This window comes from Hydrogenovibrio sp. SC-1, from assembly GCF_002848135.1.
GTDB lineage: Bacteria > Pseudomonadota > Gammaproteobacteria > Thiomicrospirales > Thiomicrospiraceae > Hydrogenovibrio.
This window is the reverse complement of sequence record NZ_PKGB01000005.1, coordinates 138981-158750: the sequence shown is the minus strand read 5'-3', so window position 1 is coordinate 158750 and position 19770 is coordinate 138981. Positions and strand designations below refer to the sequence as shown.

The 19770-nt window shown below is 39.8% G+C and carries 17 protein-coding genes; 4 read left to right on the top strand and 13 right to left on the bottom strand.

Annotated features, from left to right (window positions below; genetic code table 11):
- The 9 genes from CYQ88_RS04585 to CYQ88_RS04545 all read right to left on the bottom strand — a co-directional run.
- A partial coding sequence (locus CYQ88_RS04585) for a hypothetical protein (RefSeq protein WP_143483761.1) occupies positions 1 to 746 on the bottom strand: 746 nt, incomplete at its 3' end.
- Between the two features lie 38 nt (positions 747 to 784).
- A complete protein-coding gene (locus tag CYQ88_RS04580; protein WP_143483760.1) occupies positions 785 to 1213 on the bottom strand; it encodes a hypothetical protein in 429 nt (142 codons plus the stop codon).
- 3 nt (positions 1214 to 1216) lie between these two features.
- Positions 1217 to 1957 carry a hypothetical protein gene (locus CYQ88_RS04575; protein WP_143483759.1) on the bottom strand — a complete coding sequence of 247 codons (741 nt, stop codon included), beginning with the start codon at positions 1955 to 1957 and terminating at the stop codon, positions 1217 to 1219.
- A 162-nt stretch (positions 1958 to 2119) separates the two neighbouring features.
- A complete protein-coding gene (gene pglX, locus CYQ88_RS04570; RefSeq protein ID WP_101840170.1) occupies positions 2120 to 4054 on the bottom strand; it encodes a BREX-1 system adenine-specific DNA-methyltransferase PglX in 1935 nt (644 codons plus the stop codon).
- Between the two features lie 2 nt (positions 4055 to 4056).
- Positions 4057 to 7689 (bottom strand): BREX system P-loop protein BrxC, encoded by a 3633-nt coding sequence (brxC, locus tag CYQ88_RS04565; RefSeq protein ID WP_101840169.1) that lies wholly within the window; start codon positions 7687 to 7689, stop codon positions 4057 to 4059.
- A 44-nt stretch (positions 7690 to 7733) separates the two neighbouring features.
- Positions 7734 to 8300 carry a DUF1788 domain-containing protein gene (locus CYQ88_RS04560; RefSeq protein ID WP_101840168.1) on the bottom strand — a complete coding sequence of 189 codons (567 nt, stop codon included), beginning with the start codon at positions 8298 to 8300 and terminating at the stop codon, positions 7734 to 7736.
- Positions 8297 to 8881 carry a BrxA family protein gene (locus tag CYQ88_RS04555; RefSeq protein WP_101840167.1) on the bottom strand — a complete coding sequence of 195 codons (585 nt, stop codon included), beginning with the start codon at positions 8879 to 8881 and terminating at the stop codon, positions 8297 to 8299. The genes CYQ88_RS04560 and CYQ88_RS04555 overlap by 4 nt, the downstream gene beginning before the upstream one ends.
- Before the next feature lie 346 nt (positions 8882 to 9227).
- Complete coding sequence (locus tag CYQ88_RS04550; protein WP_101840166.1) at positions 9228 to 9878, bottom strand: HEPN domain-containing protein; 651 nt, start codon at positions 9876 to 9878, stop codon at positions 9228 to 9230.
- Between the two features lie 91 nt (positions 9879 to 9969).
- Entirely contained in the window at positions 9970 to 11178 is a 1209-nt protein-coding gene (locus CYQ88_RS04545; RefSeq protein WP_101840165.1) for a PcfJ domain-containing protein, read from the bottom strand.
- Between the two features lie 146 nt (positions 11179 to 11324).
- On the opposite strand from CYQ88_RS04545, the gene CYQ88_RS04540 reads away from it, so the two are divergent.
- The 3 genes from CYQ88_RS04540 to CYQ88_RS04535 all read left to right on the top strand — a co-directional run bounded on the left by CYQ88_RS04540 (position 11325) and on the right by CYQ88_RS04535 (position 13421).
- Positions 11325 to 12320: a YafY family protein gene (locus CYQ88_RS04540; protein WP_101840164.1), complete on the top strand. Its 996-nt coding sequence runs from the start codon at positions 11325 to 11327 to the stop codon at positions 12318 to 12320.
- Between the two features lie 191 nt (positions 12321 to 12511).
- Entirely contained in the window at positions 12512 to 12790 is a 279-nt protein-coding gene (locus CYQ88_RS11710; RefSeq protein ID WP_369827531.1) for a DUF6635 family protein, read from the top strand.
- A gap of 46 nt (positions 12791 to 12836) precedes the next feature.
- Positions 12837 to 13421: a DUF6635 family protein gene (locus CYQ88_RS04535; protein ID WP_101840163.1), complete on the top strand. Its 585-nt coding sequence runs from the start codon at positions 12837 to 12839 to the stop codon at positions 13419 to 13421.
- Between the two features lie 600 nt (positions 13422 to 14021).
- Here the strand turns inward: CYQ88_RS04535 and rpoD are convergent.
- The 4 genes from rpoD to rpsU all read right to left on the bottom strand — a co-directional run bounded on the left by rpoD (position 14022) and on the right by rpsU (position 18487).
- Positions 14022 to 15806: an RNA polymerase sigma factor RpoD gene (rpoD, locus tag CYQ88_RS04530; RefSeq protein ID WP_101840162.1), complete on the bottom strand. Its 1785-nt coding sequence runs from the start codon at positions 15804 to 15806 to the stop codon at positions 14022 to 14024.
- An 88-nt stretch (positions 15807 to 15894) separates the two neighbouring features.
- Positions 15895 to 17649, bottom strand: a complete 1755-nt coding sequence (gene dnaG / locus CYQ88_RS04525; RefSeq protein WP_101840161.1) for a DNA primase — start codon at positions 17647 to 17649, stop codon at positions 15895 to 15897.
- A 141-nt stretch (positions 17650 to 17790) separates the two neighbouring features.
- Positions 17791 to 18243 (bottom strand): GatB/YqeY domain-containing protein, encoded by a 453-nt coding sequence (locus CYQ88_RS04520; RefSeq protein WP_101840160.1) that lies wholly within the window; start codon positions 18241 to 18243, stop codon positions 17791 to 17793.
- A gap of 28 nt (positions 18244 to 18271) precedes the next feature.
- Positions 18272 to 18487 (bottom strand): 30S ribosomal protein S21, encoded by a 216-nt coding sequence (gene rpsU / locus CYQ88_RS04515; protein ID WP_101840159.1) that lies wholly within the window; start codon positions 18485 to 18487, stop codon positions 18272 to 18274.
- A gap of 157 nt (positions 18488 to 18644) precedes the next feature.
- On the opposite strand from rpsU, the gene tsaD reads away from it, so the two are divergent.
- Positions 18645 to 19700 (top strand): tRNA (adenosine(37)-N6)-threonylcarbamoyltransferase complex transferase subunit TsaD, encoded by a 1056-nt coding sequence (gene tsaD / locus CYQ88_RS04510; RefSeq protein WP_101840158.1) that lies wholly within the window; start codon positions 18645 to 18647, stop codon positions 19698 to 19700.
- The last annotated feature ends 70 nt before the right edge of the window (positions 19701 to 19770 follow it).

Genomic DNA, 19770 nt, shown 5'->3' with positions numbered 1-19770 from the left:
CTTCTATCTTCAAGAAAAAATGGTTTTGAATTTGAAGTTGAATCATTATTGAAGTTTGGAAGCTGGTTAAGACCATTCACTACTGTTAATACAACTGCTGTTTTATGCATAAAATCCCAGAACTTGTGCTTCAAACCTTCGTCATTGACACTATCTTCAAATGCTTCTTTGTTTGTTCTAAACTTACCGAAAGTTGATTCGACAATTTCAATGACTGGTGCGGCGCCTGTTATCTTGAACTCTTCAATTGCATGCCTAATTTTTCGTAACTGCTCTATGAAATAACTTTTTAAGTTGGTTTCTAAAGAGGAATTTATAATAAGATCAAGTAATGCTTGAGAATCTGAGCTAATTTTATCCAACTCTGATTTCTCAACAGAAAACTGCGGTCTTTGCGCAGACAAGAATTCAGAAGTCATTGCTAATGGGTTAAGAATTTGATCAGTAATTGTGTTAATAAATTCAGCCCAAGGTCTGTCAAGCCGACAAGCATTTAATGAGCTTTCTAAGTTCTTAGTCCAACTCATATATGCATTAATTCTATTGTTTTCAACTAGGGTTAATTCTTTATAGATCTCGTCAGGCAACGCAAAAACTTTCCCGATTCTTCCTATGAGCAAATAATCATAATCATCAGGATGGCATAACAATTTTTTCCAAGCATCGCGGTTTATCATTTTGCTATCAATCATTTTGCCTTCTTCGAGAATATTTAGAAGCCTGCCCGCAGGATTATTTATTTCCATAAAGTAAAAACCTTTTTAAATATAGAATTATTAATTTGTTAAATACTTACAGTTGTGGCCAAACCCATTGCAAACAGCTTTTTCATAACATCTTTTGCCGATTCAATCGCAGTATCTGTCAAAGCTTCTTTTGCTTTATCAATCAGTGTTTCGGATTCATCCTGACCACCAACTGAATAACCTAATAACGATAATCCCTTGAGGGTTAAACAGACACCAATACATTTGCCATCCATCGTTCTTTGCATAATGGATATAAAGCCTTCAGATTTAAGCCAAATCAAAGTCTGAAGCCCAAGATCCATAAGCGCCCAAGTTTCATCAACATCTAGGTTTTCTTGCTCTTCAAAGGCTTTAATTGCATTGCCTTCTGGGTCAACATCAACAGGCATGGGAAATTCATCAAATAGTCTTACTAGAGTAAAAAGAGTAATTCGATTAAATATGTCAAAGTTTGAAGGTTTCATTTTTCATTGCTCTCTAGAATGGAGGAATCTATCCATCTTGCATTTTTTATCAGTTAAGTAATCAGCTTTGGATTGTTTTATCTGACTGCATGCCCATTGCCATTTCATCAACGGATTAATTTGTTTTAATTCTTTTAAGCGTTCAATTTCTGTTTCGCAGGTTTTTTCTAAAGACATATAGAACCATTCTGTTAAATCATTTCCATCTGCAGCATCGTCAGAAGTACCTATAAAGTCACCAACTGAGAATGGGTCTACGTGAGATAGACCGTCATCTGACTCAACTAGGAAAACATCTTTAAGTGAGCCATTACATTTTTCTTGAATTTCGTCACTCACTACAATTCGGGGATACACAGCAAGACTAGATTCTATCTTATAGGCTTCAATCAAGCCTTTACCAAAAACAATTCCGTCTTTATGGTGAAGTTCTCCAAAAGAAATACCTCCACGGCATAAATACCCTGACTTCATCAGACTGGATTGGAGCCATGCAACATTCCACAAAACGGTAAACAAAGCTTTTTTGCTATTTGCAACCGATATGACTATTGAGTCTGAAAACGCAGTTATTTCAATTGCTTCATTAGCATTCTCTGGCTTTTCACGGGATTTAAGCTCTTTTAACAGAGTCAGAATCGAATTAAACCTTTCTTCACCATTAGATTCTTGTATGTCAATTTCTTGAACTAGTTGTGAAAACCCAAGAATATCGATAAAAGCCGTTAATCTTTTTTTGTACAATTCAAAACCCTCGAGCACATTCCAGTATTAACAAAGGCCCAGTGTGTCGAGCAAAACACTCACTGTCGCCATAATAAATTGACACAGGCACACTAAACACAATAATCATGACAATCGTATCAACCAACCTGGCGCCTGACCGACGCCAAAACCCACCGTAAACTAAACGCCTAAGCGTTTTCTCTCTTCCTGGATCGCTTCCAGGGTTTTAGGCCCTTGATTTTCAGAACCTTTAAAATCTGATAAACGAATATAAGTTCCTTTCAAGCACGAAATTTTTCCTTTAGTGAGAGTAAATGTACAAATAGGTACCGTCGCACCATCAAACCCTGAATACTCTAGCTGAACTAGGGTTGAAATGGTTTCCTTATCAATTAACCTTGCTCGTAAATTTTCATAGCTTGAAATAAACATCCATACAAATGGCGTCATAAATCCAAGCTGACCATTTGGTTTAGTTAATTTTAAATTTCGGATAATAAATGCTGAAAATAAATCTTTCTCAAACCCTTTGTAGTTTTCTTTTAAGAAATCTTTAACAGGCTTAATATGATATTTACTTCCCATATAAGGCGGATTGGCAATCACGGCATCGTATTGCTGTGCTAGCAATATCGCTTGGTCAAATATGGGGAGCAATTCAATTGCGACTTTTTTTTGCTGAGGGTCTGAGCTTTGTGTAAAAGTAGCCAACTGCGTTTTTAATTCAAGCAGGCCTGCTAAGTTTGTATGGGGAATATCAATTAGGCTACCCAGCGTTTTGGCTTGATGAAAAGCCTCAAGCGTTTGTTTAAAAAGTTGATATTGAGTATCGTTTTCGTCAATTGGCATTTGGTCTTCATCAAACAGCTGTTCACTTGTGCCAGCTTGCCAGTCATTATTGATGTTTAGGGCTTTCCATTGTTTGACAATGGAAATATGGTCGGTTTGTTGAAGCGCCATGATATTGAGCTTAATCTCACGAGTTAGAATACGACGATCGTCTTCTCTGGCTTTCATCATTAAAGCGAAACCTGCAAGCTGTGCGGCACGGTCATCAATGTCCAGACCGTATAGGTTGTTCTCTAAAATTAACTTAGGGATTTCTCGTATGCGGTAGCCACGTTCTTCATAGATGTGTTTGAGGGTGTTGTAGGCTTCTACCAAAATATGGCCTGAACCAGAAGCAGGGTCTAATACCTTGAGTGTTTCTGGATTAATCTCATTTGGTGTAAGTTCGTCTAGCCTTTGCTGTGCTTCCGTTGGTTGTTCTGCCAAAGGAATAAAATATGGCATTTGCTGTTTTAGGTTGGATTCAGGGTAAGTTAACATCCATTGACGACCAATTGAGTTTTGCACGAGATATTGCACGATCCAATTAGGGGTAAACAACTGTGTGGCAGCTGGAATATCTTCACTCTTAACAACCTTACCAATCACTTGGTCTTTCTTCTCTGAAATATAAAACTGATATAGCCAACCAATAATTTCTACATTCTGCCAGTCTTCTTCAGGCACGTCGTCTACCAAACTTCGTAAAATTGAATCGGTACGTGTGAGATTGTCAGGTAACATCAACTCGGTGTCATCGTCTAAGGCTTCAAACAAAAATGGCATATACTCATGCAGTTTATGACATTGACCTAGAAGTAACTCTCTATAGAGTTCTTCGTCTTTATTGGCAAGTTTTAAGTCGATTAGATGGTTACGATCTAACCCTAAGTCTTCGGCGACATCCTGCGGGTTATCTAGAATTTGAAACCCGGTACTTTGAGTTGGGTGAGATAGCACTCGCAGACCATGCTCTAGGTAATCGTGTATTTCCATGTAACGAATAGCACAAAGGCGGTTAAACCAAATGTAGGCTAACTGTTCTGTTAAAACCGAATACCCCAGTTGATTGGCTTTAGCCCTTAAACGCTTAACTGAAGGCTGAAGCGCAATATCATAAGGCTTTTCGTTAATAAGCATCGCAGAACCACTGATACGCGGCTCTTGTATCACAACCTTGCCTTGCTTATCGGCCGAAATTCCAAACTGGTTTAAACGCTGAACAATTGCAGTCAATAGCTGTTCTCGGGCTTTGGGTGCATAAGCCTTTATGTTTTTGGTATTCATCGTTATTTAATTCTCACTCTTTCGCCGGCGTTAATCGCCTTAAGCAATTGCTCACGTAACGTTTCGATAAACACATCCGCTTGTTCTGGGCTTTCAATAAACCCATCACTTGCTAAGCTGGATGCGGCAATATTCTTGACGGGTTTTACAACAACAAGACTGGGTTCAGCCGCTTTTATTGATGTCTTACCAGATTCAACTTCTGTGGGATAATCAAGCGATGATTTTTTGGCAGCTTCTTGCTGTTTTTGCTGTTCTATCAGTTTTTGAATGTATTCATTTATTAAGGCTTCAGCGTCTTCTTCATGCCCAGCCGTCTCTTGTTGTTGCAACATGATTTCAGGAATAGATTCAGTTTGCTGAATTCTTTTTTTACAAGCTTGTAAATGAATTAACGCTTTATTTTTAAGCTCGTCTGGAGCATTTGTGCCCTCTAACTGCTGCTGGATGTTATGAATTCGTTCTTCTACTTTAGAAAGAGAAAATTTTCTTTTTTCTGCAATTAATTTTTCATTCGTCGAGTTAACCGTTTCAATTAAGCCTGCAATGTTTTTTAACTGATTGTAGGGTGAATCCATGTTGTAAATGGACTCTAAAGTTTGTAACGCTTGCAATGCTTTATCGTCTTTTTCTATGGCACTACGGTTCGCTTTAAACTTGATATTGATGGCCTCATTAAGCGTTTTCCACACTTGAAACTGACTATTATAGAAGTTATCGAGGTCTTCGAAATCCTCACTAAAATCCAACAGTTCTTCAGACTGATCAATCATAGACTGAATCAATGCAAAGCTATTGGGCTGGTCCACCAAATTTGCGATTAAGACCAAACCATTTTCAATTTCTTTAATACCTGGACAATGTAGAGCTTGTGATTTGCTTTTGAACTCTTTTAATTGAGTTAAACGATAATTGATTTGAGCGGTAACCGCTTCAGCCAGTTCTTTTTCACTTGTGCCTGTAAAGGTTTTAATGAATAGGTCTTTGTACAGCTTTTTGGCTTTACTTAACATGACATCATCATGTCTTCTTACCTTTAAAACCTGCACTTCTGCTCGTTTACGGAAATTATTTAAAGGCTCGTAGGCTTGTTTAAGATTGAGCGGATTCGCTTGGTATACAAAGCTTATTTTTCCTGCTAAAGCAAGACGCGCAATTAACAACACTACTTCTGACTCTGGCCAGCCATAAGGACGTTTTGCAAAGTGTTCAAGGATATTTTTAATATAGACTTTTTCACTTCTATCGAGCTTTAAGCCAATGTAATTTTCTACTTCTTTATTGGCTTGTGGATTAACCTCATCACTGTCTAAATCCAGCCCAATTTGCGCAACATCATCCGCATTTAAAACCGATTGAATTTCATGGTTAATTTCACCAGGATATGGCTGTAATAATGCAAGCTTGGCAAAGGTATTTTCAATAATGTATTTACAGCCAGCTTCAATTTGAGTTACTGGACTAGAGCCATTGGTCTGAAGCTGTGCCCCTATTGCGTAATAGTCTGCTTCTGAAATCAGTTGCTCTATACCTTGGTGAAGTCGCTTTAAACGGTCATTGTTTTCTAGGTGCTTTTCTCGAAGAAGTTGTGCCTTTTCAGACGAGTTTGCGGTTTGCTTGAGATAACGTTCGGTTTTGACATAGGTCTCCATGTCATCCCAAAGTGATTTATTATCCCCTAACAGAATCAATAAGCAGGTCTGATCAAGTGAATATTGATTGCAATAGGCACTTGATTGAAAACGATCGTAATCCATATCTAAAGGCGTGATAGCCCTTACCACAAGGTCTTCTAGAACACTTCCATCTCGTGGGTGTCCGTTACAAAAACGGCTAATTTTAAATTCTTGCTTGTTGATGGGATAACGGTAAGCTCGGTAGCCTTTTAATGAGGTATCAAACAAAATCTCAGCGAGTTTGTTATTGATTGCCGTTGGCTCAACGTCGGTATGACGAATTTCGTTTTCTATTTCTTTTTCTTCATTGGTTAGAAAGTTATATTCTTCACCATTTCGCGCAATTAACAGTTCGTTTTCTAGGCGAAGCAAACTACTCTCAATCTCTTTTTTAAGATGCAGTTTATTGGCATCAATTTCATCAACCATTAAGGTCGCTAAGTTTTCCACTGTGCTTTTTATGGTATCGACATAACGGATTAAAAAGAGTGTTTTCAATAGGCGGCTATCGAATTCCGTTAATTTATCGAGCGTAACGGCTTGGTCAATGGTTCTTTTGACTGCTGGCTCTAAAAAACTCTCTATTGGTGTATAAAAGCGGTCAAATGGGATTAAAGCACCCGCTTGTTCAAGGCTAATTTGTTTTGCCGCTGACTGAAAAGCATCTAATAAAGAGCGTTCCCCCATGGCCAGATGCTTACCGGTGGCACCTTTTGTACGAATTGACTCAAAGACCTTTTGCACTAAGCCATAGTGATACGGTATGAACGGATAATTATCTACAAAGCTGGTTATATCACTGTAAGAAGACAAGGAGGCGGTGGAATTAAATGAGAGCTGGTTTTTTAGAATATCTTGTTTACTGGCATATAAAGAAGACAACACCTCTAACGCTTCTGGTGTTTTACTGAGTAAACGCTTTTGAATGACTTCTGCGGTATTGGAGCTAGACAGTTGCATACGGGTTAAAAAGCGCCCCTGGATTTTTGAGAAATCATCCCCTTGGTTTTTGTTTAACTGCCCGATTGCAGCATCAATATCCGCCTGAGCGGTCACGACCACCCAAGCTCGACCTTGAGTTTCAACCCCCATGGTTTCGACAATGGTTTGTAGCTGCAACATCATCTGCGAGTTCTTACCAATGAACTGCCCCACCTCATCGACCAAAAATAATAAATTCTTTTCTTTAGTCTGGTTAAGGTACTCAGCGACCCATTTACTGAAGTTTAGAATACTTAGAGGAAAATTATTTTTTAACGACTCAAACCAACTTGTAGAGGATTCAACTGACTGACCTGTTGCAGCTGAAAGTGCCTGCACCATTTCATCTTGATAAAACTCATAAGCGTCTCTTTCAGCCTCCCATTTTGATGATGACAGCTCATTAAACTTTTCTTTAAACGCTGTGTATTGGCCTTTTTTATCTAGCTCTCGTTCTAAATGAGCCACATGCGGGTGTTCTGCACAGTAGCCTACTCGGTCGTTAAAGACTTTCAAAAATACTTTGAGAATTGCATTGTCTCTGTCATCAGTATTTGCTCGAGAATCAATATTAAAAAGAATCACTTCCGTAGGACGTTTCACAGAGCGGTGAATATCACCATATAGAAGTGGATCAGCAATTTTGTCTTTGAAAAAATCAATTGCCAACTTTTGGCTGGCATCGTCGGACGCTACTACTCTGTTTTCAAGCAAATACGAGAGAATTTTTAGAAAGTGTGACTTACCAGAACCAAAGAAACCAGAAATCCAAACCCCTACCTTTTGCGATGCCGTGTCTGGATTTTCAATGGCGGCTAAATAACTTTCAAAAAAACTTCGGAAGTGTTTATCAAGCTCATTGGTTACGACATACTCATCAAGTTCTGTTAAAACAACAGAATCTTTGGTTTCTTCTGCTTTAACAACCCCATTAATATCTCGGTTTAATTGCTTAGAAAACAGTTGTTCAATTTTCATAAAATTCTCTTTCTCAACTCTGCTGAATATTAATTTAAGCTGCTTTAAGGCACTAATTTAAAAGCTCTATAGTAGTTTTGGGATTCAATTTTGCCAAAAAGATGTAAGTCTAATCCGCTGTATTCACCAGGATAAAACAGCAATAATGGAGTCTTTCCCATCACATCTTGTAAAGCGCTTAAAACTTCGTGCCCCCTGATTAAAGGCCAGGCATTGCCAATGCCGCACAATATGACAAACTCTTGTTTATCTAATGAATAATTTTGTGCCATAAACTGTGCAATTTTCTCTTGGCTCAGCGGGGCTTTTAAGGTGGATATTAAGTTTTCTGCGCCAACTTTTTTTTCTCTTTGAAATGTTCTTTCTAAAAGATTGCGTGATTCAAGCATATCGATGATTACTTGAAACAAGTTCAAGACTTTAAATTGCTTACCTCTCTGTACCAGTTTTTCTTGGAGATATTCAATATGTTCTCGAACACGAATTTCGTCTTTGGCGGGATAATCAAATATCCAAAAACCAATCTCATTACCCAAGCCATCACTGTTTAAAAATTTAGGGTTATCGACTCTCTCTAAGATCAAATCAAGGCGTTCTTGTAACTTTTTCAAGACTCACACTCCAAGATATTCAATAGATGTGTTAATTTCTGTGTTGAAGCAAACTCTTGCACCTCTGGCAATATAAAGATGTTTTGCAGCATCATCACTCGGTTATTGTTAAGTAATTCGGCATTTACCAGAACCTTAACAAGATTCGTTTTCACTTTTTTTAAAGAGCTTTCACTCGGTAAACGGCCTGCCGAAATCAAATCAATACGCTCTTCAATAAAGCGGTTAACTTCAATCGCATCTACTGTTGAACGATATAGCTTTTTTGACTCACAATATATCTCTTTAATGAAATCTTTCACGATGGGGGTTCTGTTCATTACCAATAAGAGCAGCATCAATTTTAAATTTTCGCCATAGCTGTTTGTTAACAACTCTAAACCTACTTCATCTATATTAGATAACCGCCCTTTTATAACAGATGCATAGCGTTTTGCTGTAGATTCTGAACGTGCTGGCATTGCTTTTAAGAATGTTTCTATATCAACTTGTCGACCATTTTCAGTCAACGATAGCCAGAGCTTGGTCTCATCTAAAAGCAAGGCACCCGCTGTAATATCTTTTATGTACTCTTTTAACACTCTATAACCTTCGAGGCATTTAAGCTCACACTTAAATTCGTTATTACTGAAAACACTTTATAGGTTGAAATATAGAAGATTAACTTTCCTCTTTAGCCAGATGATTTTTTTTTAAAATACTCTTATGAATTTGGCTATATTTGATACTTCTCAAGCAGCACTATGTTCGCCCCTTAATACAGCTCGTTTAGCTGGAATCTCACAAATACCATATTGTAAAAACTTCAATGAAAGGAGTTTTCAAGAACGACAGTAATTATAAAAAAAACACCTGCTCGACAATCAATAGTGACAAATAATAATCAATCAATTTTTCTTCAAAATTAATTTACTTTTTTAATAAATTCTACACTAGAGGGTAGATTAACTCCCCATAATCTTCCTGAAAGTTCTCAACCATCAATGCTAAAACTACGGGGATTAACTGCCTCAATATTTTGCAACCATCCATCACCTGCTGTCGATTCACTTGCGAGTTCCATGTTGAACCACCATGAATAAGTTGATTTCTTAAGACATATAGCCGACTAAATACGATTGATAAAGTGGTCAATGTGTCTTTTTCTAACAGTGAAGACAAAGCTTTCTTTTTGCTCAGTTCAAAAGAATCTTTCCATTGAGTGGAAATTTCTTGATCTCTAAGTGCTCTCCAGAACTGTTCGTAGATAAACTTATTTTCAATCAAGGTTCGAATATGGCCACTGAAGTTTTCAAATAGTAGATTATGGATATGATTTTTTTGATCCATCTCGATTATGAGCGTAAAAAACTGATTAAAGTTTTCTTTTTCAGAATGCTCATACCCAAATAATTGAGCGTAGGCTGCATTGAAAGATATCCAAAGAAATATGAATTCAGCATCATGGTCGCCATTTTCTTTTTCTGAGCGCTCTAACCACTTCAATGCACGATGTATTCTCACATTAAAATTTTCAGTCGCATCTTCTGCTATCAGTTTATGTTTTAGTTTTAAAGCCCTGAAGTTTGTTATGCTCATTCTTTATCTTCACCACACGTAAGTAAAATTGACTGACAAATTACTTTAACAGAATCGATACAACCTCGGCAGATTCAATACATCAACATTTTTAATCATGGATTATTAGTTGTGGCTTAGGTTTGAATTTATTCTGTTCATAAAACCAGGCTTGGATTTCTTCTTCAACCTCATCACTAACCGCATGGTTACGACAGCCTTTTATTTGTTCTATTACAAAACGGTTTTTTCCATTATCAAAACGAATGCCGACGGTTGCCCTTTCTTCACCTATACACTGATATACAAGATATTCTCCTCGCAAAATACGCTGTTCATATAAATATACACAGTGCTTTTGGATCTGCCCTTCTTCATGAAGCATTTTTGCATTGGTGATATATCGAATGGATGGTGTATCTTCAAATGGGCTATCAGGAAAGATTCTTTGTTCGGCCTCTTGGAATTTTTTGTCATTAAGTCTTACAACTAAAGTGTCATGTAATTCTTTTAGAGCTTCGATGGTTGCGCAACCAAAAACACGGTTCTTTCTTCGGGTTTCTAAAAGCGCATCTAACAGCCCTAAAGTATCTTGATGCAAACTCACGATCGACCGGATGTTTGAAGAGAGTTTTGCATTGAGGTGATATATCCATTTTGATTTTAATAGCTCAGGGTTTTGATTGATTGCTTTGACAATATCAAAATCTAAGTATTCAAAACTGGCTAGCTGCTGTGGCGTTGCGGTCTGAAAAAACTGTATTAGCTTGGGAACATAATCATACTGAAATGAATAGCTGAACTGAATGTGCTTCAGGGCCTTGATTTGTGATTTAGTGCCTTCGAAGCCCATTTTATTTAAAATGGTTTTTCTCTTGCTGCCAAAGAGCACAAAGATTTCATCAACCTCTAGGTCTTGTCTTTTTGCATATTCCAATACACACCAAAATATAAATGGTGCATCGATTAATAGCTCCTTAGCTTCTATTGAACGGCTCACAAACCATAACGCTGTACTGGAATGGTTTTCATAGTGCTTTTCAAACTGATTAATGGCTTCTTTTACATCATCTGGAATGCTGAATTGATTACCAGAGTCATTAGCTGCCTTTTCCATATAACCAATGCTAAAGCCTGGAATTTCCCAGATACCATATTCATACTTATGATCTTGTCGCTCTCTTAGTAACCAACTGACGCCTTGATTCCAAGGCGTGATTTCTATTTGGCTGTTGTCTCCCAGTATCTGCCCAATGTTAATGATGATTGAGTCGTTATATTGCTGTGGCATCTTATGTTGAACTAGGTGACTGCTTTGCATTTAAGTTATCTCCGTAGGAAAAGATTGGATTGAGAGATCATATCTCTTTAGAGATTTTTGTCCTGTATGCTGATATTTTATCTATAGATACGACACAATAAGACGCACCTAAATGCTATGCTTATCAAAAACAGTGAGAGAACATTATGGCCGATGCAGTTTTAAGACAGTGGAACTTACTTCAAAAAATCCCCGCACATCCAAGAAAAATTTCTACCTCTGATTTATTAACTGCTCTGAATAATGAGGGCATTGAAATTGGCATGCGAACCTTGCAGAGGGATTTGTTGTTACTCAGTCAGATCTTTCCGCTTGTTCAAGATGACCGTTCAAAACCTTATGGCTGGTCTTGGTCTGAATATGATGCTGGCAAACATTTACCTGGTTTTTCACCCAGTGTTGCGATGGCTTTATTGTTGACACAAAAGTTCTTAACCCCTACTTTCCCTAAAGGCCAATTAGAACTCATTGAAAGACAGTTCAAACAGGCTGAGCATGTTCTTGAAACCCTTAAGTCGGATGACTTGTTGAATTGGACTGAAAAGGTTTACATTCATCCAAGAGGATTTCAGCTTCAACCCTGTGAGATTTCCTCTGAGATTGCTTCTCAAATCTATGAAGCGGTACTCATACAAAAGCAGTTGCATGTTGAATATTTTTCTAAAACATCTAATGATATTCGCTCGTTAACCATTAAACCTTTAGGCTTAATATTTAGAGATGCCATGACCTATGTAATATGCCAATCTGATGAATATGACAACTATATCCAGCTGGCTTTAAGTCGCTTCAAAAAGATTTTAGAAGTGGGTGGCAGTTTTGAATATCCGGCAGACTTTTCTTTAACAAAATTTACTCAATCGGGACGTGTTGGTTTTTCATTAGGTAACGAAGAAATTGAAATCTTACTGAGATTCTCAAACAAAGCAGGGTCGCACCTATTAGAAACAAAAATAAATGACTCTCAGACCCATGAATTGCAAGATGACGCTATTCTAATTAATACTACAGTCGCAAACAATAAAGAGCTGCGTTGGTGGATACTGGCGTTTGGCGATGGCGTTGAGGTCTTAGAGCCAATCAGTCTGAGAGATGAAATTCATTGCACACTCAAAAATGCTCTTAAACATTATGAGAGGTAAATAATGGTTCAGTTGATTTGTTCAATACTGGGGTTTTTGTTCAAAATGGCAACCAGTGCTTTTTGGATGATTGTTATTTTGGTGATCTTAGTTTTGGTTTTTCGATAGCCCCATTATGAAGAGCCCTTCTATTGATCTGTAAAGTATCTTCAGTCATAGACTAAGCGTTTGCCTCAGGGGTTGAAGCCTATATCGGTGAGTGCGAAAACCGTATAGATGACTTTGTTAGCCGTCATTACTCTTTTCGTGGCGCATTAAAGATTCACAGCCATGCACTCGGTTGGGACGTTATTAAAGTGCCAATGAATATTATCTGGTCGGTTGTAAACATTTTCCTTGCATTGCTTAGCTTCATTGCAGGACTGTTAAACCTTAAAAGCCTACAGAATCGCATCAGGAAAATCCCTCAAGGCCTGGAAACTGATATGGATCGTCAGATTAGCCTTGCTAATAGTCACCGAGCTCCTTGAACTGCCATACCAGCAAGGCCAAAAGATCAGTACCAAAGATTCCTTGATGGCTACCATTTTGAGAAACCCTGAATTGCAGTCGTTATTGAATGAAGAGCTTGATGCATTCGTCAAGCCATCACAGTCTCCAGATTTCAGAACTAAGCTTGATGCGAAACTTGCGGAGTACGGCGCAACCCGAACAGCATCATCCGACCTAGCAAGCAACGTCACGCTATTGATCACAAGTAGAATCGCTCTAGGCAATGCTTCATTTGGCGCACTAAGCGCTGGGGCGGCAGTTTCTGCAGCTGTGGCTAATTCAGCTGCAATATCAAGCTTCTGGCTTGGTTCAACCGCTGGTTCATACTACTACGCAATTTTTCCTGTAACTGCTTCCGTCAGACCTCTACTGTCAGTAGCTATCGTGATTGCTGTTGTTCTCGCAATCGTATCGACATTCATCGGGATTCTGACCGACCCACTGCAAGCTAAGCTCGACATCCATCAAAGACGGTTAAGAAAACTTGTCAATGCAATTAGTGACGACTTAAACGGAAAGGCAGGCTCTGACTTCCATCTTAAAGAGACGTACACAGGGCGTCTTTTTGATATAGTTGATGTGCTATCAACAGTAGGAAGGTCACTATGAAAGGCCGAATTTAACTGAAAATAATGACTTTTTATCTGTTATCTAATATATTCAGCGACGTCTTTTTTCATATGTAGATTCGTATTGGGATTAGGCTGTCGTTGAAAGATTCTTTGGCAGTTTAAAGCACTCATATTTATTGACACGGTTTTAAAGATACTCCTCTAAAATGCCTGAGCCCATATGAAGTACGTATTTCTGTATATACAAAAACAAAGCTGCCTGTTTTGTATGACACAATTTTTTCTTAAAAGTGCAGGTTTTCCTAGTAAATCATAGAGTCTTTCGGTCAGAAAAAAAAACCAAAAGTGCAGCTTTGTTTTCAGAAATTTAATCTTATTCGACTTTATTGCCCTCTTTTTCCAAGTTGAAAAAAGGTTAAAAGAATCATTAAATCAGTGAGTTATGGACATTTAGGGGAAATTAGGGATATTAAGATTCTGCCCGGAAAAATGATTATGAGTGGGTGCTCTAACCAACTGAGCTAAGGAGGCAATAGAAAGGGTTTGTACCAAAAACCACCAGGCCTGGTGATTTTTGGTTGGTATTATAGGGGATTTAAAAGTTTTTGCAGGGCTTTTTCAGCCCTGCTTCAACAGATTAGTCTAAGAAGCTTTTAAGGCGTTCTGCACGACTTGGGTGACGCAGTTTGCGCAATGCTTTGGCTTCGATTTGACGAATACGCTCACGCGTCACATCAAATTGCTTACCGACTTCTTCTAGGGTGTGATCTGTATTCATGCCTAGCCCAAAACGCATACGCAAGACTTTGGCTTCGCGTGGCGTTAGCGTGCTCAACATTTCACGAACAGTTTCGCCCATGCCTTCTAAATCGGCTGAATCTTGTGGTGACAGAATATTGGAGTCTTCAATAAAATCACCCAAAGAGGAATCTTCATCATCCCCAACAGGTGTTTCCATTGAAATCGGTTCTTTGGCGATTTTCATCACTTTACGAACCTTATCTTCTGGCATTTCCATTTCTTCAGCCAACTCTTCTGGTGTCGGTTCACGGCCCATTTTTTGCAACAACTGTCGTTGAATGCGGTTCAGCTTATTAATGGTTTCGATCATGTGAACTGGGATACGAATAGTACGAGCCTGGTCTGCGATCGAACGGGTAATGGCTTGACGAATCCACCAAGTAGCGTAGGTTGAGAATTTGTAACCACGACGGTATTCAAATTTTTCAACCGCTTTCATTAAGCCAATGTTTCCTTCCTGGATCAAGTCAAGGAACTGCAAACCGCGGTTGGTATATTTTTTAGCAATCGAAATAACCAAACGCAAGTTAGCTTCAATCATTTCACGCTTAGCAACACGAGCAATGCCTTCTGCCTTACTTAAGTTTTTATAAATTTCTTTATATTCCTTAATTGGCATTTTTTCGGCTTTTTCAATCATGACCAAACGCTTTTGTGCACGTTTGACATCGCCTCTGACACCTTCCAATTGCTCTGCTTTTTCAGGAAGCGCTTCCTTGAAGCGTTCTAGAATATCGTAGTCTGTTTCAGAACCGACAAAAATCTTTAAGAACTGAGGTCTTGGCACGCCGATTTGACGCATCACAATATTGACAATATTACGCTCTTGCTCACGTATAGCATTGATGCGTAATTTAACTCCTTTAATCATGCGATTAACAAAGACAGGAGACAGCTTAACAGACGCTAGTAATTTAATGATTTCTTCGCGTTTTTTAATCGACTTTGGATCACTATAGCCATGCTTTTCTTCGGCCTTCAGAACATCAGCATTCACTTTTTCTAGTGTGGACAAAAACTCAGCCAATTCTTCTGGGTTAATACCGTCTTCTTTAGGCTCATTGGAGTCACTATCGGGAGAAAGTTCTTCAATTGGAATATCAATCAAATCGGCTGGACGAACGAAGCCTTGAATCAGGTCTGCTGTTTTACCTTCACCTTCTTCAATACGGGCAAATGAGGCGAGTAGTTCAGCGGCGACTTTAGGGTATTTTGCCATGGCTTCCAGCATGTCTCGAATACCGTATTCGATTCGCTTGGCAATCTCTACTTCGCCTTGGCGTGTCAATAGCTCAACAGAACCCATTTCACGCATATACATACGCACTGGATCGGTCGTGCGCCCAAACTCGGCATCCACTTCCGCAAGTGCCAAAATCGCCGCTTCTGCTGCGGCATCATCAAAAGTTTCACCTTCTTTGGTCAGCAATTCATCTGCATCAGGGGCTGACTCAAACAATTGAATACCAAAATCTTTTAGAATGGTTAAGACCTGACCTAGCTGATCTTCTTCAATATCATCCGGTAGGACATCATTCACATCCGAGAAAGTTAAATAACCTAGGTCTTTAGCTCTTTCAATTAAATCGATTAATTGCTGCTTTCTTTCTACTCTCGTCATCTTTGCCTCAACTTTGATTCTATGGAAGGCACCCCTCCCAAAAATAGAACCGCGTATTATACTAAATTATTCATTAACAGTTTGAATTTTAACTAAGAACTTCAGACTTAATTTTTTTGATATCTTGCTCTTTTTTCAGCTCTTTACCGACCTGTAGCACACAAGCAGAAAATTCATTTTGTAAAAAAGCGTCATCTGACTGAAACATAATGCCATCCAGCTGTTGCCACAAGTGCTTTTTATTTGGTTCCGACAGCCAAGCTTCAGCGGCTTCAGTAATATAGTTATTGTTTGCAAGCACTTGGATAAACTGTGCGAGAAAACGATATTCCGCTTTTTCCGAGTCAATTAACTGCTGCTGAGCATCTGCTAAAACACTTGCCCATTGCGGCCTCATTAAAAGCAATTTAATTAACTTTAAGACTAAGCTCGTCACTTTCTGTGTGACAATTGGTTCCGTTTGAGCTGACTCCGAACGCTTAGTTGAAGAGACTCGTATCCCCATAATCTGCCCCAACCGCCAAACGGGCAATTCAACGTAATCTGACAACACCTTTGTCAACAAGTCGGGCATGGCCCCTGTTGCATTCGTAATATAAGGTTTGGCCAAAGCAATTAATTGTTGCTGCCCCTCTACCGTACTAATTGGCAGGGGCAACTGTCCAATTAACCCTTTAAACAAAAAAGCGGACAAGGATAATGCCTGGTCGACCCGTGCTTGAAAACCCTCTAAACCTTCTTTGCGAATCGTAGAATCAGGATCTTCTCCTGGATCTAAAAACAAAAATCGAACCGATTGAGTTCCTTCGATTTTAGGAAGTGACAACTCCATGGCTTTCCAAGCTGCTTTTTTTCCAGCCTCATCGCCATCAAAACAAAACACCACTTCTCCCACTTGTTGAAACAGCATATTTAAGTGCGATTCCGTTATCGCTGTTCCTAAAGTTGCAACGGCATTATGCACGCCAAACTGTGCCAAAGACACCACATCCATATAGCCCTCAACCACTAATATGTGTTTGAAGGCTTGCCGGGATTGCCTTAATTCATACAACCCATACAAAGTATGAGTTTTATGAAACAGAGCCGTTTCGGGGGAATTCAAATACTTTGGCTGATCTTCATCACTTAAAACCCGCCCGCCAAAGGCGACCACTCGCCCACGACCATCACGGATTGGGAACATAATCCGATGCCGAAAGCGGTCATAAGTTTTGCCTTCTGACTTTTCTATCAACATCCCGGTTTCGATTAGTTGCTGCTTAAGAGCGTTATCGGCCTTTAAACCGGAAACTAAACTATCCCACCCTGGCGGAGCAAAACCAATGACAAATTGCTTGGCAATTTCTGAGGTCACCCCCCGCTGCTTTAGATACTGCTTTGCTTTTTCAGCAGCGGGATGATCTCTTAACTGCTGTCGGTAAAATTTGGTTACACTGAACATCACGTCAAATAAATCACGTTTTTGCTGTGCTTGTTGTTGTGCTTGGGGAGACAGTTGCTCTCGAGGCACTTCCATGCCATTTAACGCCGCCAAGGATTCAACCGCCTCCACAAAGCTTAACCCGTCGTAATCCATCAAAAACTTCAATGCATCGCCGCTGGCGCCACAACCAAAACAGTGATAAAACTGCTTTTGCGAACTCACATTAAAAGAAGGGGTTTTTTCATCATGAAAAGGACAACAGGCCTTGTAGCTGGCACCCGCCTTTTTGAGAGGGACTCGTTGATTAATGAGCTGGACAATATCGGAACGTGCCAATAGATCTTCGATAAAAGACCGTGGGATCGACCCTTTAGGCTTTTTATTGCTTGTTGATTGAGAGGCTGGATTTGGTACCACTAAGATCCCTTATAACCTTTATTAACTCGGTTATCCACAATTAATACACAGAACAATACACAATACTAAAACGCAAAAAACCCATTGATGAAAGTTCACCAATGGGTTTTAGCAATTTCCAGAGATCGACTCGCTAGCCGTTTAAGATAACTTTGCCTTAATCAGCTTACTGACAACAGCCATATCTGCTCTACCCTGCATTTTGGGTTTTAGCAACCCCATGACTTTGCCCATGTCTTGCATTGAAGCAGCAGACACAGCTTGAATCGCATCATCCACCATATCGGCAACTTCAGCTTCCGTCAAAGGTTGCGGTAAAAAATCCTGAATCACCGTCATTTCATAAGCTTCTTGCTCAGCGAGTTCAGGTCTTCCAGCATCTTCATATTGCTGCTGTGAATCACGGCGTTGTTTCAGCATTTTATCTAAAATAGCTAAAACCGCCGAATCGTCTTCCAGTGTTGCTTGCGAGTCTATTTCAACCTGCTTAATAGCCGCCAACATTGATCGGATAACGCCAAGACGAGCCTTTTCTTTGGCTTTCATGGCCACCTTCATTTCTGAGGTGAGTTGCGCTTTTAATTCACTTGACATCGATCAAACCTACTTAATAGGGGTTGGCTTAATATAAACGTGATGTACGACGAGTTTCACGAGACAAACGCTTTGCTAAACGCTTAACTGCTGCCGCTTTCATACGTTTCTTAGCCCAGGTAGGCTTTTCATAATATTCACGTTTACGCGATTCAGTTAATACACCTGCTTTTTCACAAGTACGTTTAAAACGACGCAAAGCTACGTCAAATGGTTCAGTATCTCTTACTTTTACGCTTGGCATAATCTACTCTTTAGGTTAAAAATTTGTTCTGACTCCCCGTCGGGAAATCGTAAACCGTGGATTATAAAATTAAGTCCTTTATTTTGCAAACAAAACTTCAGACCTTTCTAAAGTTTTTGTTAAAATTCGGCTTTACGATAAAAACAGTTACGAAACCATGCAATCTAAAGCCCCTGCTTCTCCTCAAATCACTCTTGGCATTGAAACCTCTTGCGATGAAACGGGCATTGCCCTTTATCATTCAGATAAAGGCTTACTCGCACACAATTTATACAGTCAAATCAAACTGCATGCTGAGTATGGCGGTGTGGTTCCTGAGCTGGCGTCGCGTGATCACATTCGTCGAATCATTCCCCTCATCCAACAAACGATTCAAGATGCCAAACTTAATGCGGGTGACATTAGCGGCATTGCCTACACGGCTGGCCCCGGTTTAATGGGCGCCTTACTGTCTGGCGCATCGGTCGCGAGAAGCCTTGCCTTTGCCTGGCGCATTCCCGCGGTGGGCGTACATCATTTAGAAGGCCACCTACTTGCGCCCATGCTAGAAGATACGCCACCGCAATTCCCATTTGTCTGCTTACTCATTTCAGGTGGTCATACCATGCTAATCCGAGTTGATGGCATTGGCCGCTATCAACGATTAGGAGACACTTTAGATGATGCCGCTGGCGAAGCATTCGATAAAACTGCCAAAATGTTAGGACTGGGCTACCCTGGTGGCCCTGAAATTTCCAGAAGGGCCTTGTCTGGCGATCCAGAACGCTATCGTTTTCCCAGACCCATGGTCGATCGACCAGGCCTGGATATGAGCTTCAGTGGTTTGAAGACCTTTAGCTTGAATACTTGGCTCAAAGCGAAAGACGCTGGCGATGACAATGACCAGACCAGAGCCGATATCTGCCGGGCCTTTGAATTAGCCGTTGCCGATACCTTAAGAATTAAATGCAAGCGTGCATTGGATCAAACGGGGTTAAACCGACTCGTGGTGTCGGGCGGCGTCAGTGCGAATCAAGCCATTCGTACCAAACTCAATGAGCTAATGACAAGTCGCCAAGGCCAAGCTTTTTACCCAAGGTTAGAATTCTGCACCGACAATGGCGCCATGATTGCCTATGCAGGCGCACAACGTCTGGCCGCAGGACAAACCTCAGACCTCAACTTTGCTTGCCAGCCGAGATGGGAGTTAGAGTCGTTACCCCCCACGGACTAGGTCGAATCCCTAAAAACAACCAGGCCTGTGCATTATTATCTCAGGCATGGGCCCTCTTTAGAAAAATCCG